Source organism: Pedobacter rhodius (assembly GCF_027213645.1).
Lineage (GTDB): Bacteria > Bacteroidota > Bacteroidia > Sphingobacteriales > Sphingobacteriaceae > Pedobacter > Pedobacter rhodius.
On record NZ_JAPWGL010000001.1, the window covers coordinates 932,966 to 950,239 of the forward strand.

Sequence of the window (17,274 nt, forward strand, 5' to 3'; positions counted from 1 at the left end):
ATTTGTACGCATGCAGGAATTTTGCTGCTTATTTTATACATCCAATAATTCTCCTGCAGATATTGGTGATTTTCGCAGATTTCCTCATCCATAAGTCGTCATTCCCGCGTATGCGGAATCTTAAAGCATTTGTAAAAACCATAATTAAAAATATTCGTTTATCATCAACTAATAAAAGAAAGGGCAATTTTCTACATGAAAATTGCCCTTTCTTTTATTATGAAGTTAAAGTTAATTACCAGAATTTTACGTAAATAAGTGTTATCAAAAGTAAGGTAACAACAATCAATACTAAGGTTGATGGAGCAACTTTAAACATCGATTTATCCAGTTCGAACGCTTTAGGGTTCACTTTCGGGCCTAATAAACTCAGTCCTACCATTACTATCATCGTGAACAAGAACGACAAACCCATACATATCAAGAATGGAATTTCATAAATGCCATCTTTATTAAGGTAGGCTGTGTATAAGAAATTATCGTGGCCAAACCAAATCGGTGCATAATTATTGAAAACAACGGAAAGCAAAAATCCGGTAATTAAACCTGCAATTGCTGCCGTGCCTGTAGTCCGTTTCCAGAACATACCCAAAATAAACATAGCAAATACCCCGGGACTTATAAAACCTGTATATTTTTGGATAAAAGTAAATCCTCCTTCACCACCAATACCCAATAAATCATCCCACGTTAAAACAACGGACATTACTATTGCAACAAAAATACTTACGCGGCCAATAACAACCAATTTCTTTTCACTGGCATCTTTATTAATGTATTTTTTGTAAATATCTAAAGTCCAAATGGTAGAAATACTATTGGCCTTACCCGCCAGAGATGCTACAATCGCTGCTGTTAATGCCGCCAGCGATAAACCCTTTAAGCCGTTCGGTAAAAAGGTTAATACCGCAGAATAGGCATTATCTGCAATTACTTTACCATCGGGTGCCATTTCATGTTGTAATGCGCCGTTCCTATGTAATACGTAAGCGGCAATACCTGGTAACATGACGATAATCGGCATCCCTAACTTTAAGAAACCGGCAAATAAGATACCTGTTCTCGCTGTTTTTAAATCGGCGCCCAGTGCTCTTTGCGTAATGTATTGATTACAGCCCCAATAGTTCAGGTTCACAATCCACTGGCCGGCAAAATACATGGCAATACCAGGCAAAGCCAGGTATTTATTTACATATTCCTGCGATGAATTTGCATCCGGTTTTGCTAAAATCATTTTAAAATGGTCTGGCGAATCTTTCATCAACATTTTGAAGCCTGCAATGGCATCTCTTCCTAATCCAAAGTGATCACTCACCATTGTTAACGCGATGTAAGTTGTAACTAAACCGCCCGCAATTAAGACAATTACTTGAATTACATCTGTAAAGCCAATTACTTTCATCCCGCCAAGGGTGATAATTAATGAGAATGCAGCTAAACCAACAACGATATATTTAAAATACATCGGGTCAACCATGCTGCTAATCGCAATAGAACCCAGGTATAAAATAGAGGTAAGGTTTACAAAAATGTATAAGAACAACCAGAATATAGCCATTATTAAACTTACCGTTTCATTGTACCGGGTTTGCAGAAACTGCGGCATCGTAAAGATTTTATTCTTGAGGTAAACCGGAATAAACCAAACCGCAACAATAATTAATGCAATAGCGGCTACCCATTCGTATGCAGCAACGGCTATACCCACCTGGAAACCCTGACCGCTCATACCGATAAACTGCTCGGCAGAAATGTTAGATGCAATAAGTGAAGCACCGATTGCCCACCAGGTTAAAGAACCTTCGGCAAGAAAGAAGTCGTGACTTCCTGATGTAGCTTTATTTTTCTTACTACTGTAAATCCAATAACCGTAAGCGGAGATTAAGATAAAGTAAAAGATAAAAACGGTGTAATCGACCGTTGAAAATCTGTTCATAATGGTTTTATTTGGTTGTTATTTATAAAAAACTTCATTCCAATGAAGCTCGTTTCTAAACTGGTTTATTTTGGTTTCAGCGCCGATGTTAATATACTCGATGCCTGCGATATTTGCAAAATCAGACAGGTGTTCGGTTGTTAAATTCTGACTGTAAGCCGTATGATGCGCGCCACCCGCGTAAATCCACGCTGCACAACCCGTTTTCATATCCGGAAGGGGTTTCCAAAGTACCCTTGCAACCGGAAGATTCGGTAAGTCGTGTTCCGCCTCAACGGCTTTAACTTCGTTAACCAATAAGCGGAAACGATTGCCCATATCGATTAAAGAAGCATTTAAAGCGTCGCCACCGGCAACATTAAAAACCAAACGGGCAGGATCTGCCTTGCCGCCAATTCCTAACGGATGAACTTCCAGGCTTGCCTTTCCTTTTGCTAATGAAGCATCAACTTCGAGCATGTGCGAGCCTAAAACCATAGAATTTGCGGGATCGAAATGGTAAGTGTAATCTTCCATAAAAGCATTTCCACCGGCTAAACCCGAACCCATAACCTTACAGGCGCGTACCAAAGCTGCAGTTTTCCAGTCGCCTTCACCTGCGAAACCATAGCCATCGGCCATTAAACGTTGCGCTGCGATGCCCGGAAGCTGAATCATGCCATGCAAATCTTCAAACGTATCAGAAAAACCTTTGAAATTACCATCTTCTAAAAACTTCCTCAAACCTAATTCGATTTTCGCCGCATCATAAACTGAAGAATGTCTGGCGCCACCGGCTTTTAAATCATCAGCCATTTCATACGTTTCCTCGTATTCCTTCAATAAATTTTGAACAGCATCTTCATCTACAGCGTTAATTATCGCAACCAAATCGCCTATACCGTAAGTATTTACCGAGAAACCGAATTTCATTTCTGCCTCTACTTTATCGCCATCCGTAACGGCAACATAACGCATGTTATCGCCAAAACGGGCAAATTTAGCGCCTTGCCAATCGTGCCATCCGGCTGCAGCCCGGCACCAGGTATCTATCTGCGAAGCAACTTCTTCATCTTCCCAATGGCCCACAACGACTTTTCTGTCTTTACGCATACGGGTTACCATAAAGCCAAACTCTCTGTCGCCATGCGCACTCTGGTTCAGGTTCATAAAGTCCATATCTATGGTATTCCATGGAATATCGCGGTTGAATTGGGTGTGTAGATGCAACAATGGTTTTTGCAAAACATTTAAACCTCTAATCCACATTTTAGCAGGGGAGAAGGTGTGCATCCAGGTTACCACGCCGATACAATTCTCATCGGTGTTTGCATCTTGTAAGGTTTCGAAAATTTCATCAGTATTTTTTACAATAGGTTTGTAAACCACCGAAACCGAAATTTTTGAATTGTTATTTAACGACTTTGCAACTTCTTCTGCATGTATTGCAACTTGTTTTAGTGTTTCTTCTCCGTATAAATCCTGCGTTCCTGTAATGAACCAAACTTGTAATTTTTTTAAATCAATCATTATATATTTTGTTTAATCGCTTAATTGTATTAATTGGTTAACTGAAAATAGCTTGCGCAATAGTCTGTGTGCTCAAAGACTGTATAAGTACTTATTCTTGCCCATAATAAGCATCAGCACCGTGTTTACGCTCATAATGTTTCTTTATTAAAGAATCTTTTAACCTTGGCGCATTTGCATTAATTTGTTCGGTTAGTATGGCCATTTGGGCAACTGCCTCTAAAACCGCACTATTGTAAACAGCCTTTTCAGCCGTTTTTCCCCAGGTGAAAGGTGCGTGGTTGCCTACCAAAATCATCTCTACTTCTTTATGGCTTAAACCCAAACGCTCAAAATGATTCATAATCTGGAAGCCGGTTTCATACTCATAATTTCCTTTAATCATCTCGTCATCCATTGGCGGAGCGCAGGGAATATCAACTGTTAAATGGTCGCCATGGGTAGTACCAAAAATCGGAATTGCTCTTTGTGCCTGTGCCCATGCTGTTCCGTAAGTAGAATGGGTGTGTACGATGCCTCCTATAGCTTCCCAATGTTTGTAAAGTACTGCATGCGTTTTGGTGTCAGAGGATGGGCGTAAATTTCCTTCAACGGTATTTCCGTCAAAATCCACGATTACCATTTTGTCAGCAGATAAATCCTCGTAAGGAACACCACTTGGTTTTATGGCAAATACGCCTTTATGTCTATCAGCAGCACTTACATTTCCGAAAGTAAAAAGCACCAAACCCAATTTTGGTAATTGCATGTTGGCTGCATAAGCCTGCTCTTTTATATCCTGATAATTGCTCATGATAGGTATGGTTTTACGTCTTTTTTATTGTATTTCTCAATATATCGGCCCAAGCCTAAATACTGTTGGTAATGCTGGCGATAAATTTTTCTGTTTTTGAGCTGCGGCTGATACTCTTTCTCAAATCCGGTTCCCATTGCTTTCATTGCGGTTTCGATATCCGGATAAATGCCTGCTGCAACCGCGGCGAACATGGCCGCACCCAAAGCACAGGTATGCTCAAAACGATGAATGCGGATTGGCATTTCCAAAACATCGGCCATCATTTGCATAATGTATGATGATTTTTTTGCCACGCCGCCAATACCAATAATTCCTTTTACCGGTACGCCTTGTTCTTTAAATCTATCTACAATTGCTTTCGCCCCAAAACAGGTTGCGGCTGCCAAAGCCCTGAAAAATCTTGGTGCATCCGTGCCCAGACTAAGTCCGGTGATGGCGCCTTTTAACTCCTGGTTGGCGTCTGGTGTTCTTCTGCCGTTCAGCCAGTCTAATGCTAATTCCGGGTAATCTTCATCCGGTAATTCTGAAGCTTGTTTGCTTAAATTTGCAATAATTTTATGTTCAAGTTCTTCTTTTAAAGCCTGGACGGTATGCGCATCAATCAGGGTTGATTCAGCTAATAAATTATTAATTGGCCAGCTAATCAGGTTTTTAAACCAGGCGTAGGCATCGCCAAAGGCAGACTGACCGGCTTCCAAGCCAGCCATGCCTGGGATAACCGAACCGTTTACTTGTCCGCAGATGCCATTGACCAGCTTGCCTTCCATATCTTTATTTGGCGCTACCAGAATATCGCAGGTACTGGTTCCCATAACTTTACTTAAGTAGTAAGGCTCGATTTGTCCGCCAACGGCGCCCATGTGTGCATCAAAAGCACCAACGCCTACAATTACAGCTGTGCTTAAGCCTAATTTATCGGCCCATTCGGCGCTTAAATTTCCTGCCGAAATATCCGAAGTATAGGTGTCTTTGAATAGCTTTTCACGATAACCTTTCAACAAAGGGTCTAAACTTTCGAAAAATTCTGCCGGAGGCAATCCATCAAATTCTTCGGCCCAAAGTGCTTTATGACCGGCAGCACAACGGCTACGCTTCATTTCTTTTACATCGGTTTTCCCACTTAGTAAAAATGGAATCCAGTCGCAATGTTCCACCCACGAAACGGTGCTTTTTCTTACCTGCGCATCAACCCTTAAAATATGAAGCAATTTAGACCAGAACCATTCAGAAGAATAAATTCCACCAACATATTTTAAATAGTTAACCGGAAATTTTGTGGCGTGATTGTTAATTTCTGCCGCTTCTTTTACAGCGGTGTGGTCTTTCCACAATACAAACATTGCATTTGGATTTTCAGCAAATTCAGGTTTTAAGGCTAATGGTGTACCGGTTTCGTCAACGGCCACCGGGCTGGAACCTGTGGTATCGATAGAAATTCCCCTTACAAAAGAAGCAGATTCGCCTCCCGCTTTTGCAATACAATCTTTAATGGTATGGGTTAATCCCTCAATATAATCTAAGGGGTGTTGCCTGAATTGATTGAGAGAAGGTTTACAATATTGGCCTTTTTGCCATCGTGGGTAAAGAAAAACAGAAGAGGCAATTTCCTTTCCGTTTGCGGTATCGACCAAAACGGAGCGGACAGAATCTGTCCCGTAATCCACGCCAATTACATAGTTTGCTGTGCTCATAACAATAAATAAATGTCTAATTAACGTTTATTTATTTGAATTAAAAAATTTTTGTTGTGTTTTTGATTGTTATAAATTTCAACATTGATTTGTGTAGCGTGTTTGAGTTGTTTTTTCGCAGATTTACGCGGATAAATACAGGATGCGGATATAGTTTCGTAGAAGGTTATTATGTTGTGTTATATTTTCCCGCAGATTTTCGCAGATAAGGAGCGCAGATTTACGCAGATAGATATATGATACGGATATAGTTTTACAGGAGTTTATTATGTTGTTTTATATTATTTCCGCAGATAAGGAGGGCAGATTTACGCGAATAAAAATAACAATGAATAAAATTTTGAACTATGGGTGTGAAAATCCCCGAAAATCTGCGGATAAAATCAGCATAAATCTGCGGGGAATTAGGTTAAATGATTTCATTTGCATCAGTGAGAAACCTTTTTAAAGCGACTTCCTTAAATTCAAATAAAAAGGAACATGTATTTTCTTCCTGATGTTATTTAAAATACAATTTGCAGTTTCCGTACCCAGCATGGCAAAATCAGTAGAAATGGTTGTAATGCCGTTTAAAATAATTCGTTTCAGAGGTATCTCATTATAAGAGATTACGCCAACATCTTTACCAACTTCCATTTCCAGGGCAAGTAATCTTTCAATCAGTGTAACCAAATCATCTTCCATTAAACTGATGTAAACTTCACCTTTGCCAATCTCTTCAATGATTATATTATCTACAACTTTATGATTAAAAGCATATTGCTGGCAAAATCTGTAAAAGCCATCCAAAATCTCTTTCGGGAAATAGGTATTTTTGGGGAAGATAATTTTTAAAGTATTGTATTTGGAAAGTGGTGTTAATGCCTGTTCAAGTGCATTGTAAATGTCCTGTGCAAAATTCTCATAAACAGCTGCATATTCACCGGTAATTCCGGGAAGTAATTTGTCGAGAATAATTAATTTTTCTCTTGGAATGGCATTTATAATGTCCTGCGCTTTTTCATCGCCTTCATTAAAATGAGGAATAATTACATAGTGTGTGTAACCATCTTTTTTATTATTCAGCAGGCTTTTAAAAAGAGAAAAATCGTTGTTGTAGATGTATAAGTCAATTGCAGCCTGTTCGCCAATGGCTTTCGTAAAGGAATCGTATATAATTTTTTTATGTGTACTTAACTTATTAAATAGCAGACAAATTTTAAGTTTCCTTGAAAAATCGGTGTTAATTACAAAATAACCTTTGCCCGGAATGGATTCGATAACACCAAGTTTTCTTAACCGGCGGTAACCTTTTTCTGCAGTATCTCTCGATATTTCTAAAACGAAACTCAATTCGTTTATAGAAGGCAGCATATTTCCATTTTGAATTTTTCCGGTTTCAATCGCATATAAAATCGTATTAACTAACTGCTTATATTTAGGTGTAGCAGAATATTCATCTATAATAATATGGCTGATTAAATCTTCGGATTTCAAAACGGTGGATTTATTTTTTCCAAATATAACAAATCACATTTCTTATTAGCATGACAGTACATAACAGTTAAGTTTATTTCAATTTCTACATTCGAAAACCAAATATAAAACCAATACTATGCAAGCAATTTTAGGCGTAATTTTTCATTTTATCGGCGGGTTTGCCTCCGGGAGCTTCTACATTCCTTATAAAAAAGTTAAAGGCTGGGCCTGGGAAAGCTATTGGATTGTTGGTGGTATCTTTTCCTGGTTAATTGTACCGCCTTTAGCTGCATTCTTAACCGTTCCAAACTTTACAGATATTATTGCAGGTACGAGTGGCAGCATATTATTATTAACCTATTTTTTTGGTGTTCTCTGGGGTATCGGCGGTTTAACTTATGGTTTAGGCGTTCGTTATTTGGGCGTTTCGCTCGGCAGTAGCATTATCCTTGGCTTATGTATGGTATTAGGGTCGATTTTACCATCTATTTATTTCGATTTCTTTCCGCAAGCAGGCAAGGATACTTTTACCATGTTTATTACAACTGATTGGGGAAGAATGGTATTGCTTGGACTTTTAGTCTGTGTTTTAGGAATTATTATCTGTGGTAAAGCAGGTACTATGAAAGAAAAAGAGATAAAAGCAGATGTAACCGACCCTCATGGAATGGAAGTTAAAACTGAATTTAAATTTGGTTTAGGCTTATTTGTAGGGATTGTTTCCGGCGTTTTAAGTGCCTGCTTCAACTTCGGCATCGAAGCCGGAAAACCAATGGCCGATGCTGCAAATGCAATATGGAAAGCCACTAATCCTTCAGAAAACGGAAATTTTCTTTTTCAGAATAATGTAACTTATATCATTGTGCTCTGGGGTGGTTTAACCACAAATTTTATCTGGTGTATGGTTTTAAATGCCAGGAATAAAACTTTTGGCGATTATACCAAAGCAAGTACTCCATTATTAAAAAACTACATTTTTTCTGCACTGGCAGGTACCACATGGTTTCTTCAATTTTTCTTCTACGGAATGGGCGAAAGCAAAATGGGCAATGGTGCCAGTTCGTGGATTTTGCACATGGCCTTCATCATTTTAATAGCGAATGTTTGGGGCTTGGTTTTAAAAGAATGGAAAGGCGTTTCGAAAAAAACCTTAACCACAGTTTTAGTCGGTATCCTCACCATCATTGCTTCCGTATTAATTGTGGGATATGGTAATTCAATTAAATAAATTTTAAAAAGTAAAATATCAATATAGATGTCTGTTAAAGAAACAAATTATAAGTACGTAAGTTACTTATGGGATGAAGAAGAGGCTGCAAAATTAGCCGGAGATGAAGTAGCATTGTTAATCTACCGCTCTAATTTATTGGGTGCCGATTTGCGTTTAACCAATTATGGCGGTGGCAATACGTCGTGTAAATTATTAGAAAAAGATCCGCTTACAGGTTCAGAAACTGAAGTAATGTGGGTTAAAGGTTCGGGTGGCGATTTGGGTACATTAAAGAAAAGCGGCTTGGCTGCGCTTTATGTAGATAGGTTGCGACGCCTGAAAAATATTTATCGTGGTGTAGAACATGAAGATGAAATGGTTGAACTGTTTAACCACTGTATTTTTGATTTAAGTTCGAAAGCACCTTCAATTGATACGCCTTTACACGGATTTTTACCTTTTGCGCATATCGACCATTTGCATCCTGATGCGGCGATAGCAATTGCGGCAGCAAAAGACGGGAAAAAAATAACCGAAGAATTATTCGGCGGAACAATCGGCTGGGTGGAATGGAAAAAACCTGGTTTTGAGTTAGGTTTAACTTTGAAAAAATGTTTAGATGAAAATCCGGGAATTCGTGGAATTATGTTGGGTTCTCACGGTTTATTTACCTGGGGCAATACGGCTTACGAAAGTTACATCAATACTTTAGATGTTATTGAAATCTGTTCTGATTATTTAGCACAGAACTATGGTAAAAAAGCTCCGGTTTTCGGCGGACAAAAAATAGAAAGTGCCGAAGCGGATAAACGCAAGAAACAAGCTGCAACATTAGCACCCGTTTTACGTGGATTATGTTCTTCAAAACAACACATGATTGGTCATTTTACAGATGATGTGCGTGTTTTGGAATTCATTAACTCAAATGATTTAAATCGCCTGGCACCGATGGGTACCAGTTGCCCTGACCACTTTTTGAGAACTAAAATCAGTCCGCTGGTTTTAACACTTGCGGCAGATGCAGACTTATCAGATACAAAAGCTTTAAAGGAAACTTTAGAGCCTTCTTTCGAGGCATACCGGGCAATGTACACCGATTATTATGAAACTTGTAAACATCCGAATAGTCCGGCAATACGCGATACCAACCCGGTAGTGATTTTATATCCCGGAATCGGGATGTTTACCTTTTCGAAAGATAAACAAACGGCAAGGGTAGCTGCAGAATTCTACATCAACGCCATTAATGTGATGAAAGGAGCTGAAGCCATTTCAGAATATACTTCGTTGCCGCATCAGGAAGCTTTTAATATTGAATACTGGTTGTTGGAAGAAGCAAAATTGCAACGCATGCCAAAACCAAAACCACTAACCGGCAAAATTGCTTTAATTACAGGTAGTGCCGGTGGAATTGGTAAAGCAATAGCGAAAAAATTTGTTGCGGAAGGCGGTGTAGTGATTTTAAACGACATGAATGCGGAACGTTTAACAGCTGCCGGACAAGAATTCGCAGCCCAGTTCGGTAAAGATTCTTACAGCATGGCAATTTTAAATGTGACCAGTCAGGAAGATATCAATGCTGCTTTCGATTCGGCTGCATTGGCTTTCGGTGGTATTGATATTGTAGTTAACAACGCAGGTTTGTCCATTTCGAAAACAATTGGCGACCATACCGAGAAAGATTGGGATTTATTGTATGATGTTTTAGTTAAAGGCCAGTTTTTTATCACACAGGCAGCAACAAATACCATGCAAAAGCAAAATATTGGCGGCGATATCATTAATATTGTAAGTAAGAATGCCCTGGTTAGCGGGCCAAATAATGCCGGTTATGGAAGTGCAAAGGCCGCTCAATTGCATTTAAGCAGGTTAAATGCTGCGGAATTAGGTACCGATAACATCCGTGTTAACGTCGTAAATCCCGATGCGGTAATCAGCGATAGCAACATCTGGGCTGGTGGCTGGGCAGAGGGCCGGGCTAAGGCATACGGCATTACCGTTGCTGAATTGCCGGCATATTACGCAAAGCGGACTTTGTTAAATCAAATTATTTTACCTGATGATATTGCAAATGCATGTTTCGCATTCGTTGGCGGCTTACTGCAGAAATCGACCGGAAACGTTTTAAACGTTGATGGTGGCGTTGCTATGGCATTTGTGAGATAACAATAGCCTTGGTTTGTGAGGATACAGTCCATGGATATAAGACAAAAGAAAATAATTGAAATATTAGCCCGGTTTGTGTCCTCACAGGCCGATACAAAATAAATATTGTGAAGCTAAATGAATTAGGACTGAAAATTTCCTGAATAATGTTAAAAATTAGTTTTAGTAAGTTGTTTCGAAAAGGCCTGCAGCTCATCGCAGGCCGAAATAACTTTTAAAGCAAAGTGGCGCATTCACAACAAGAATAAAATATTACCTAACCTCAGTTTGTTTATACAAGCTGTTAATAGAACAGACCCATGAATATTGAGCAGAACCAAATAGAAAAACATAACGACGCCCTGTTAACTTCGCATCAGCGTAAAATCAGCTTTTTAAAGGAAGAATGGTCGCATATTGATTTAGAAAATGTAATCCAAAAACTTGTTGATTTTCAAATCGCAATTCCGAGCTGGGCATTGGGTACCGGTGGAACACGTTTCGGCCGTTTTGCAATTACGGGTGGCGAGCCACGAACCATTGAAGAAAAAATTGAAGATGTAGGCTTACTTCATGCATTAAATGGTGCGAGCGGTGCTATTTCTTTGCATATTCCATGGGATATTCCACAAAATGCCGGGGCTTTAAAAAGCCTTGCCGCTGGTTATGGTCTGAAATTCGATGCCATGAACTCGAATACTTTTCAAGACCAGGCAGGTGCCGCACATAGTTATAAGTTTGGCTCTTTACAAAATGTAAATAAAGCTATCCGCAAGCAGGCAATCGAACATAATATTGAAGTTATAAAACATGGTATTGCGTTAGGTTCTGACGCATTAACGGTTTGGCTTGCCGATGGTTCTTGCTTTCCCGGTCAGCTGAACTTCCGTAAAGCATTTGAAAATACTTTAGAGAGTTTGCATGAAATTTATGCTGCATTGCCAGAAGACTGGAAAATGTTTGTTGAGTATAAAGCCTTCGAGCCAAATTTCTATTCAACCACGGTGGGCGATTGGGGGCAATCGCTTCTTTATGCGTCTAAACTTGGCAAAAAAGCATATACATTGGTCGATTTAGGTCACCATTTGCCGAATGCGAATATCGAACAAATTGTGTCGCTACTTTTAATGGAAGGCAAACTAGGTGGTTTCCACTTTAACGATTCTAAATACGGTGATGATGATTTAACCGCCGGAAGCATAAAACCTTATCAACTTTTCTTAATTTTTAACGAATTGGTTGAAGGAGTGGATGCAAAGGGAATGAATCATGCTAAAGATTTAGGCTGGATGATAGATGCTTCACATAACGTAAAAGATCCGTTAGAAGATTTATTACAATCTGTTGAAGCCATTATGATTGCTTACGCGCAAGCATTATTAGTGGATAGAAAAGCTTTAAATGCTGCTCAAGACAATAATGATGTGGCGAAGGCACAGGAGATTTTACAAAATACCTTCCGCAGTGATTTAAGAGCTTTAGTTGCTGAAGCCCGGTTAAGGGCAAATGCGGCTTTATCGCCGATTAATTTATACCGTGAACTTAGCGTTCGCCAGAATTTAGTAAAAGACAGGGGCTTAGGAACCGTTGCTACAGGTTTATAATTTAAAGAGGGGATAAAAAATGCCAAAAACCGTTGTCGCGATATTTGATGTAGGTAAAACAAATAAAAAATTGTTTCTGATTGATGAACATTATAACATCGTTTATGAGCGTTCGGCTCGTTTTGTAGAAACAAAAGATGAAGATGGTGAGCCTTGTGAGAATCTCGAAAGTTTGCGTTCTTCGGTTTACGATTCTTTAAATCAAGTGTTACAGTTAAGGGAATACGATATTAAAGCCATTAACTTTTCAACTTATGGTGCCAGTTTCGTTTACCTGGATGAAAAAGGTAATCCGCTTACACCACTTTATAATTACCTGAAAGAATATCCTGAAGCGCTAAAAAAAGAATTCTATGAAACCTATGGCGGTGAAGAGAAAATTTCTTTAGAAACGGCTTCACCCGTTTTAGGAAGTTTAAATTCGGGGATGCAGCTTTACCGGTTAAAAAAGGAAAAACCCGAAATATTTGCCAAGGTTAAGTATGCTTTGCATTTGCCTCAATATTTAAGTTACCTGATTACCGGTAAACCAGTCGCAGATATCACCAGTATTGGTTGTCATACACAGTTGTGGAATTTTGAGAAAAATGAATACCACAGCTGGGTTTTGAAAGAAGAACTGGATAAAAAATTTGGCAAATTTACACCTGCCGATTCAAGCCTGGAAACGAACTTTCAATCGCATCATGTAAAAGTTGGTGTAGGCCTGCACGACAGTTCAGCCGCCTTAATCCCTTACCTGGCCAATTTTTCGGTTCCATTTGTATTGCTTTCTACCGGAACCTGGTGCATCAGTTTAAACCCCTTTAACCAGGAAACATTAACCGAAAAAGAGCTTAAACAAGATTGCCTTTGCTACATGCATTACAAAGGAAAAGCCGTTAAAGCATCCAGGATTTTTGCAGGTTATGAACATGAAATTCAGTTAAAGCGTATTGCTGATCATTTCGATAGGGCAGCTTATATTTTTAAACACCTGAAATTTAACCCGGGGATGATTCTGAACCTCGCGAATAAAATCCCGGAAAATGCGCTGCTGCAAACTGAATTTTTGGCAAATTCTGCATTTCCTGACAGAGATTTAAGTCTTTTCAAAAATGCAGAGGAAGCTTATCACCAGTTAATTTTTGATTTAGTTAAGCAACAGGTATATTCGCTGAAATTAATCTTAAATCAGGGTGTTAAAAGAATTTTTGTTGATGGGGGCTTCGGTAAAAATGCAATTTATATGCATTTACTTGCTACAGCAATTCCTGATATTGAAGTTTATGCTTCATCTGTATCTCAGGCAACCGCAATTGGAACGGCACTCGCAATTAATGATGCATGGAATGAAAATGCGGCGCCAACTGATATGATTCAATTAAAATATTATTCTGCTATTCAACGTAGTACCCAATTTTAATACATTAATAAAAATGAGCTGGAAATATAATACGGATTACCCTTCGGTAGATGATTTACGGAATAAGGCAAAATCCAAAATGCCCCGTTTCGCTTTTGAATATCTTGATGGGGGGTGTAATGAAGACGTTAATCTTTTTCGTAATACCGCCGACATCAGAGATTTAGAATTACTGCCTTTTTACATCAGAAATTTTAAGGAAGTATCATTAAAAACACAACTTTTTGGACATACTTATGATGCACCCTTTGGAATTGCCCCGGTTGGTTTACAAGGATTAATCTGGCCGAATGCTCCTGAAATTTTAGCTAAAGCAGCTTTTGAACATAATGTTCCTTTCGTTTTGAGTACGGTAAGCACTTCATCTATTGAAAGGATTATGGAAATTACGGAAGGAAATGCCTGGTATCAATTGTATCATCCGGCAGAAAGCCAAATCACAGATGATATCATCAACCGTGCAGAAGCCTCAGGATGTAAGGTACTTGTCATTCTTTGTGATGTGCCGAGTTTTGGTTTTCGTCCGAGAGATATCCGTAATGGTTTGGCCATGCCGCCAAAAATGTCGGTAAGAAATATGCTTCAAATTTGTGGCAGACCGGAATGGGCCTTGAGAACACTTTTCCACGGACAACCGGCTTTTGAAACCATGAAACCTTACATGCCAAAAGGATTAAACATGAAACAGCTTGGATTGTACATGAATAAAACTTTTTCAGGTAGATTAAATGCTGAAAGGATTTCTTCAATTCGCGATAAATGGAAAGGTAAGCTGGTTTTAAAAGGGGTTGCAACTGAAGAAGATGCGCAAATGGCTGTTCAGTTAGGTTTGGATGGTATTATCGTTTCTAACCACGGTGGAAGACAATTAGATGCCGGTCAATCTTCTATTAAACCCCTAATTCAGATTGCCCCGAAATTCAAAGATAAATTAACTGTAATGATGGACAGTGGCTTACGCTCTGGTCCTGATGTAGCCCGTAGTATTGCTGCCGGTGCTGATTTTACGTTTTTAGGCAGAACATTTATGTATGGTGTTGGTGCCTTGGGCAATGCGGGTGGCAATCACACTATCGGTATGCTCAAAACTCAACTTAAACAAGTTATGGACCAGGTTGGCTGCGAAAGGGTAGAGGATTTACCGAAGCATTTGTCTACGTAAGTCGTTATGCCCAATTTAATTGGGAATCTTAAGCGGTAAATTGCCCGCATTAGGCATTAAGATTTCCGCCTGCACTTACTCACAGCGTCGTCATTTCGCGCGCAGCCGATAAATCTTTGTTTCCCGGTTTGTGTCCTCACAGACCGGTAATAATGCATCAAAACTTATGGTCTGTGGAGACACAGATCATGACAAGATTCCCGCCTGCGTGAGGTCAGCATTAATGGAAATGTTATACGATTGAATCGTAATGTTATTTCTGCACTCGTTAGAAACGAGCGCAAGTTGCATGTACACTTACTCACAACGTCGTCATTTCGAGCGCAGCCGAGAAATCTTTGTTTCCCGGTTTGTGTCCTCATAGACCGGGAATAATGCATCAAAACTTATGGTCTGCGGAGACACAGGCCATGGACGAGATTCCGCTTGCGTGGAACCAGCATTAATAGAATTGTTATACGATTGAATCGTAATGCTATTTCTGCACTCGTTAGAAACGAGCGCAAGCTGTATTTACACTTACTCACAGCGTCGTCATTTCGAGCGCAGCCGAGAAATCTTTTTTTCCGGTTTGTGTCCTCACAGACCGGGAATAATGCATCAAAACTTATGGTCTGCGGAGACACAGACCATGGACAAGGATCCTGCCTGCGTGGGACCAGCCTTAATAGAATTGTTATACGATTGAATCGTAATGCTATTTCTGCAGACACAGACCATAAACTAACTATTTCGTCAGCAAGCTATCTATTTCCGCATTAAACTCTTTTACAAATTCATCGTAATATTTAGCTGTTGCAGGGCCGTTATAGCCCGTGTGTATCTGCGCAACATTTCCTGTTTTATCAATAATTATTGTGGTTGGGAACGATAAAAATGAATTCAGCGCCGGCAGGGATTCAGCAACGGCTTGTTTATCGGCTTTACCGGCAATTACCTGGTCGTATTCAATCCCAAAGCGATTTTTGAAATTAGTTAATGCTTTTTTAACATATTCAGCATCTGTTTGTCTTTCGTAATGCAAAGCAATTACCTCGACACCGCGTTTCTTATTTTCTTTATACCAGGGTGCAATAAAACCGGCTTCATCCATACAGTTCGGGCACCAGCTTCCGGTAATGGTTAGTACCACAACCTTATTTTTATACTTCTCGTCCTTTAAGGAAATTTTCTTACCATTTACATCAGGGAAAGAAAAATCGAGGGTTTTATATCCATCTTTTAGATAAGTAAGTTTATAGGCATCAGGTAGGGCGGCATCTTTGTTCTTAACACCGGTGAAAGGTTGCGAACCCCTTGCACCTAAAATTTCACCAGTTAAAGTTCCGTCCTGGTTAAATGTTCCTTTGTAGTAAGATGGTGAAGAACCAATAAAACTCGACAGTTGGAATTCGTTTCCTTCTACAACCCCTTCAAGGTAACGGGAATCGCCTGTTACGCGTAAAAAAGTTCCGGTAAGTTTATTTCCTTTTTGCTTAAACAAGCCAACCGTTTTTTCTTCTTTGCCATCGGGTGATTTAAAAACGACATCATAACTGCCGGAATAATCTGCACCAGCCGCTTTTCCATTCGGTTCGAATCGATAATTTTTCTTTTCAGCTGAAATTTGAATTGCTTTCCCTGAACCGTTTTGTTTTCTTAAACTCCCATTAAGTGTGTTATCATTAATACCTAAAGCCAATTCATTATCAAACTGATCCAACTTAACGAAAATCGAATCGGCAGTTTGTTTAACCGGCCCGCCTTCAAAGCTTTCTTCGGCATTGCGGAAGTATAATTTTTTAACACCCGCTTTATCAACAATTTCAAAGTTAAAAGGTATCTCCAGGCCTTCTCTAATTTTAAATATGCCTCTCCAGTTGCCTTCGGCTGTAAAAGTTGTGTGTTTTAACTTACCTTTTTCAGGAACTTTTGTTCCTGCCGAAGCTAAACTTGTTTGTGAATAGGCGAGTGGAGAATTTATCGCAGCTATTGCTACGGCTATATATAATGGTTTTTTATTCATTGGGGGGGATAATTTAATCTACTAAATTGGTCGACAAATATACCGATGTATTCTCCAAAGAAAAAATATTTAAATAAAAATCTACAAAAACTATAGAGTAAATATAAATTGTTATATCTTTGCGCCAGTTATTTTAAAATTACTTATCAAGAAAGGTGGAGGGAATGGCCCTTTGAAGCCTTAGCAACCATCTATGAGAATGGAATTGGTGCTAATTCCATCCGGCTGGAATGTCGGGTAGTTAAGTCAGTTGAATGCGTTATCCCATGATTAATATATGGAGCAATCTGATTTACGGCTGCTCTTCCTTTTCGAGCTTTTCTGATAAGTTGTTTTTAATTCAAAAATCATTC

At 39.2% G+C, this 17,274-nt stretch carries 11 protein-coding genes and 1 riboswitch; of the genes, 5 read left to right on the forward strand and 6 right to left on the reverse strand.

Annotated features, from left to right (window positions below; genetic code table 11):
- Positions 1 to 235: 235 nt before the first annotated feature.
- From O0931_RS04125 to O0931_RS04145, 5 genes are all read right to left on the reverse strand, one after another.
- Complete coding sequence (locus O0931_RS04125; protein WP_269414280.1) at positions 236 to 1,936, reverse strand: sodium:solute symporter family transporter; 1,701 nt, start codon at positions 1,934 to 1,936, stop codon at positions 236 to 238.
- An 18-nt stretch (positions 1,937 to 1,954) separates the two neighbouring features.
- Entirely contained in the window at positions 1,955 to 3,445 is a 1,491-nt protein-coding gene (gene araA / locus O0931_RS04130) for an L-arabinose isomerase (RefSeq protein ID WP_269414281.1), read from the reverse strand.
- Between the two features lie 91 nt (positions 3,446 to 3,536).
- Positions 3,537 to 4,238, reverse strand: a complete 702-nt coding sequence (locus tag O0931_RS04135; protein WP_269414282.1) for an L-ribulose-5-phosphate 4-epimerase — start codon at positions 4,236 to 4,238, stop codon at positions 3,537 to 3,539.
- On the reverse strand, positions 4,235 to 5,932 hold the full coding sequence (locus tag O0931_RS04140) for a ribulokinase (RefSeq protein ID WP_269414283.1): 1,698 nt from the start codon (positions 5,930 to 5,932) through the stop codon (positions 4,235 to 4,237). The genes O0931_RS04135 and O0931_RS04140 overlap by 4 nt, the downstream gene beginning before the upstream one ends.
- Positions 5,933 to 6,376: 444 nt before the next feature.
- Positions 6,377 to 7,408 (reverse strand): GntR family transcriptional regulator, encoded by a 1,032-nt coding sequence (locus O0931_RS04145; RefSeq protein WP_269414284.1) that lies wholly within the window; start codon positions 7,406 to 7,408, stop codon positions 6,377 to 6,379.
- A 118-nt stretch (positions 7,409 to 7,526) separates the two neighbouring features.
- Between O0931_RS04145 and rhaT the strand changes: the two genes are divergently transcribed.
- The 5 genes from rhaT to O0931_RS04170 all read left to right on the forward strand — a co-directional run bounded on the left by rhaT (position 7,527) and on the right by O0931_RS04170 (position 14,916).
- Positions 7,527 to 8,618, forward strand: coding sequence for an L-rhamnose/proton symporter RhaT (rhaT, locus tag O0931_RS04150; protein ID WP_269414285.1), 1,092 nt, complete (start codon positions 7,527 to 7,529; stop codon positions 8,616 to 8,618).
- A gap of 27 nt (positions 8,619 to 8,645) precedes the next feature.
- A complete protein-coding gene (locus tag O0931_RS04155) occupies positions 8,646 to 10,766 on the forward strand; it encodes a bifunctional aldolase/short-chain dehydrogenase (RefSeq protein ID WP_269414286.1) in 2,121 nt (706 codons plus the stop codon).
- A 299-nt stretch (positions 10,767 to 11,065) separates the two neighbouring features.
- Positions 11,066 to 12,349: a sugar isomerase gene (locus O0931_RS04160; RefSeq protein WP_269414287.1), complete on the forward strand. Its 1,284-nt coding sequence runs from the start codon at positions 11,066 to 11,068 to the stop codon at positions 12,347 to 12,349.
- 19 nt (positions 12,350 to 12,368) lie between these two features.
- Positions 12,369 to 13,754: an FGGY-family carbohydrate kinase gene (locus tag O0931_RS04165; protein ID WP_269414288.1), complete on the forward strand. Its 1,386-nt coding sequence runs from the start codon at positions 12,369 to 12,371 to the stop codon at positions 13,752 to 13,754.
- Positions 13,755 to 13,767: 13 nt separating this feature from the next.
- Positions 13,768 to 14,916: an alpha-hydroxy acid oxidase gene (locus tag O0931_RS04170; protein ID WP_269414289.1), complete on the forward strand. Its 1,149-nt coding sequence runs from the start codon at positions 13,768 to 13,770 to the stop codon at positions 14,914 to 14,916.
- 727 nt (positions 14,917 to 15,643) lie between these two features.
- Here the strand turns inward: O0931_RS04170 and O0931_RS04175 are convergent.
- The gene (locus O0931_RS04175; RefSeq protein ID WP_269414290.1) at positions 15,644 to 16,921 is read right to left on the reverse strand and encodes a peroxiredoxin family protein; all 1,278 of its coding nucleotides are present in this window, start codon (positions 16,919 to 16,921) and stop codon (positions 15,644 to 15,646) included.
- A 140-nt stretch (positions 16,922 to 17,061) separates the two neighbouring features.
- Positions 17,062 to 17,169, forward strand: a riboswitch (SAM riboswitch).
- Positions 17,170 to 17,274: the final 105 nt, after the last annotated feature.

What these genes read in the sequence shown, in the direction of transcription:
- O0931_RS04125 (WP_269414280.1), bottom strand. Translation starts at nt 1,936, where the DNA reads ATGAACAGATTTTCAACGGTCGATTACACCGTTTTTATCTTTTACTTT.
- araA (WP_269414281.1), bottom strand. Translation starts at nt 3,445, where the DNA reads ATGATTGATTTAAAAAAATTACAAGTTTGGTTCATTACAGGAACGCAG.
- O0931_RS04135 (WP_269414282.1), bottom strand. Translation starts at nt 4,238, where the DNA reads ATGAGCAATTATCAGGATATAAAAGAGCAGGCTTATGCAGCCAACATG.
- O0931_RS04140 (WP_269414283.1), bottom strand. Translation starts at nt 5,932, where the DNA reads ATGAGCACAGCAAACTATGTAATTGGCGTGGATTACGGGACAGATTCT.
- rhaT (WP_269414285.1), top strand. Translation starts at nt 7,527, where the DNA reads ATGCAAGCAATTTTAGGCGTAATTTTTCATTTTATCGGCGGGTTTGCC.
- O0931_RS04155 (WP_269414286.1), top strand. Translation starts at nt 8,646, where the DNA reads ATGTCTGTTAAAGAAACAAATTATAAGTACGTAAGTTACTTATGGGAT.
- O0931_RS04160 (WP_269414287.1), top strand. Translation starts at nt 11,066, where the DNA reads ATGAATATTGAGCAGAACCAAATAGAAAAACATAACGACGCCCTGTTA.
- O0931_RS04165 (WP_269414288.1), top strand. Translation starts at nt 12,369, where the DNA reads ATGCCAAAAACCGTTGTCGCGATATTTGATGTAGGTAAAACAAATAAA.
- O0931_RS04170 (WP_269414289.1), top strand. Translation starts at nt 13,768, where the DNA reads ATGAGCTGGAAATATAATACGGATTACCCTTCGGTAGATGATTTACGG.
- O0931_RS04175 (WP_269414290.1), bottom strand. Translation starts at nt 16,921, where the DNA reads ATGAATAAAAAACCATTATATATAGCCGTAGCAATAGCTGCGATAAAT.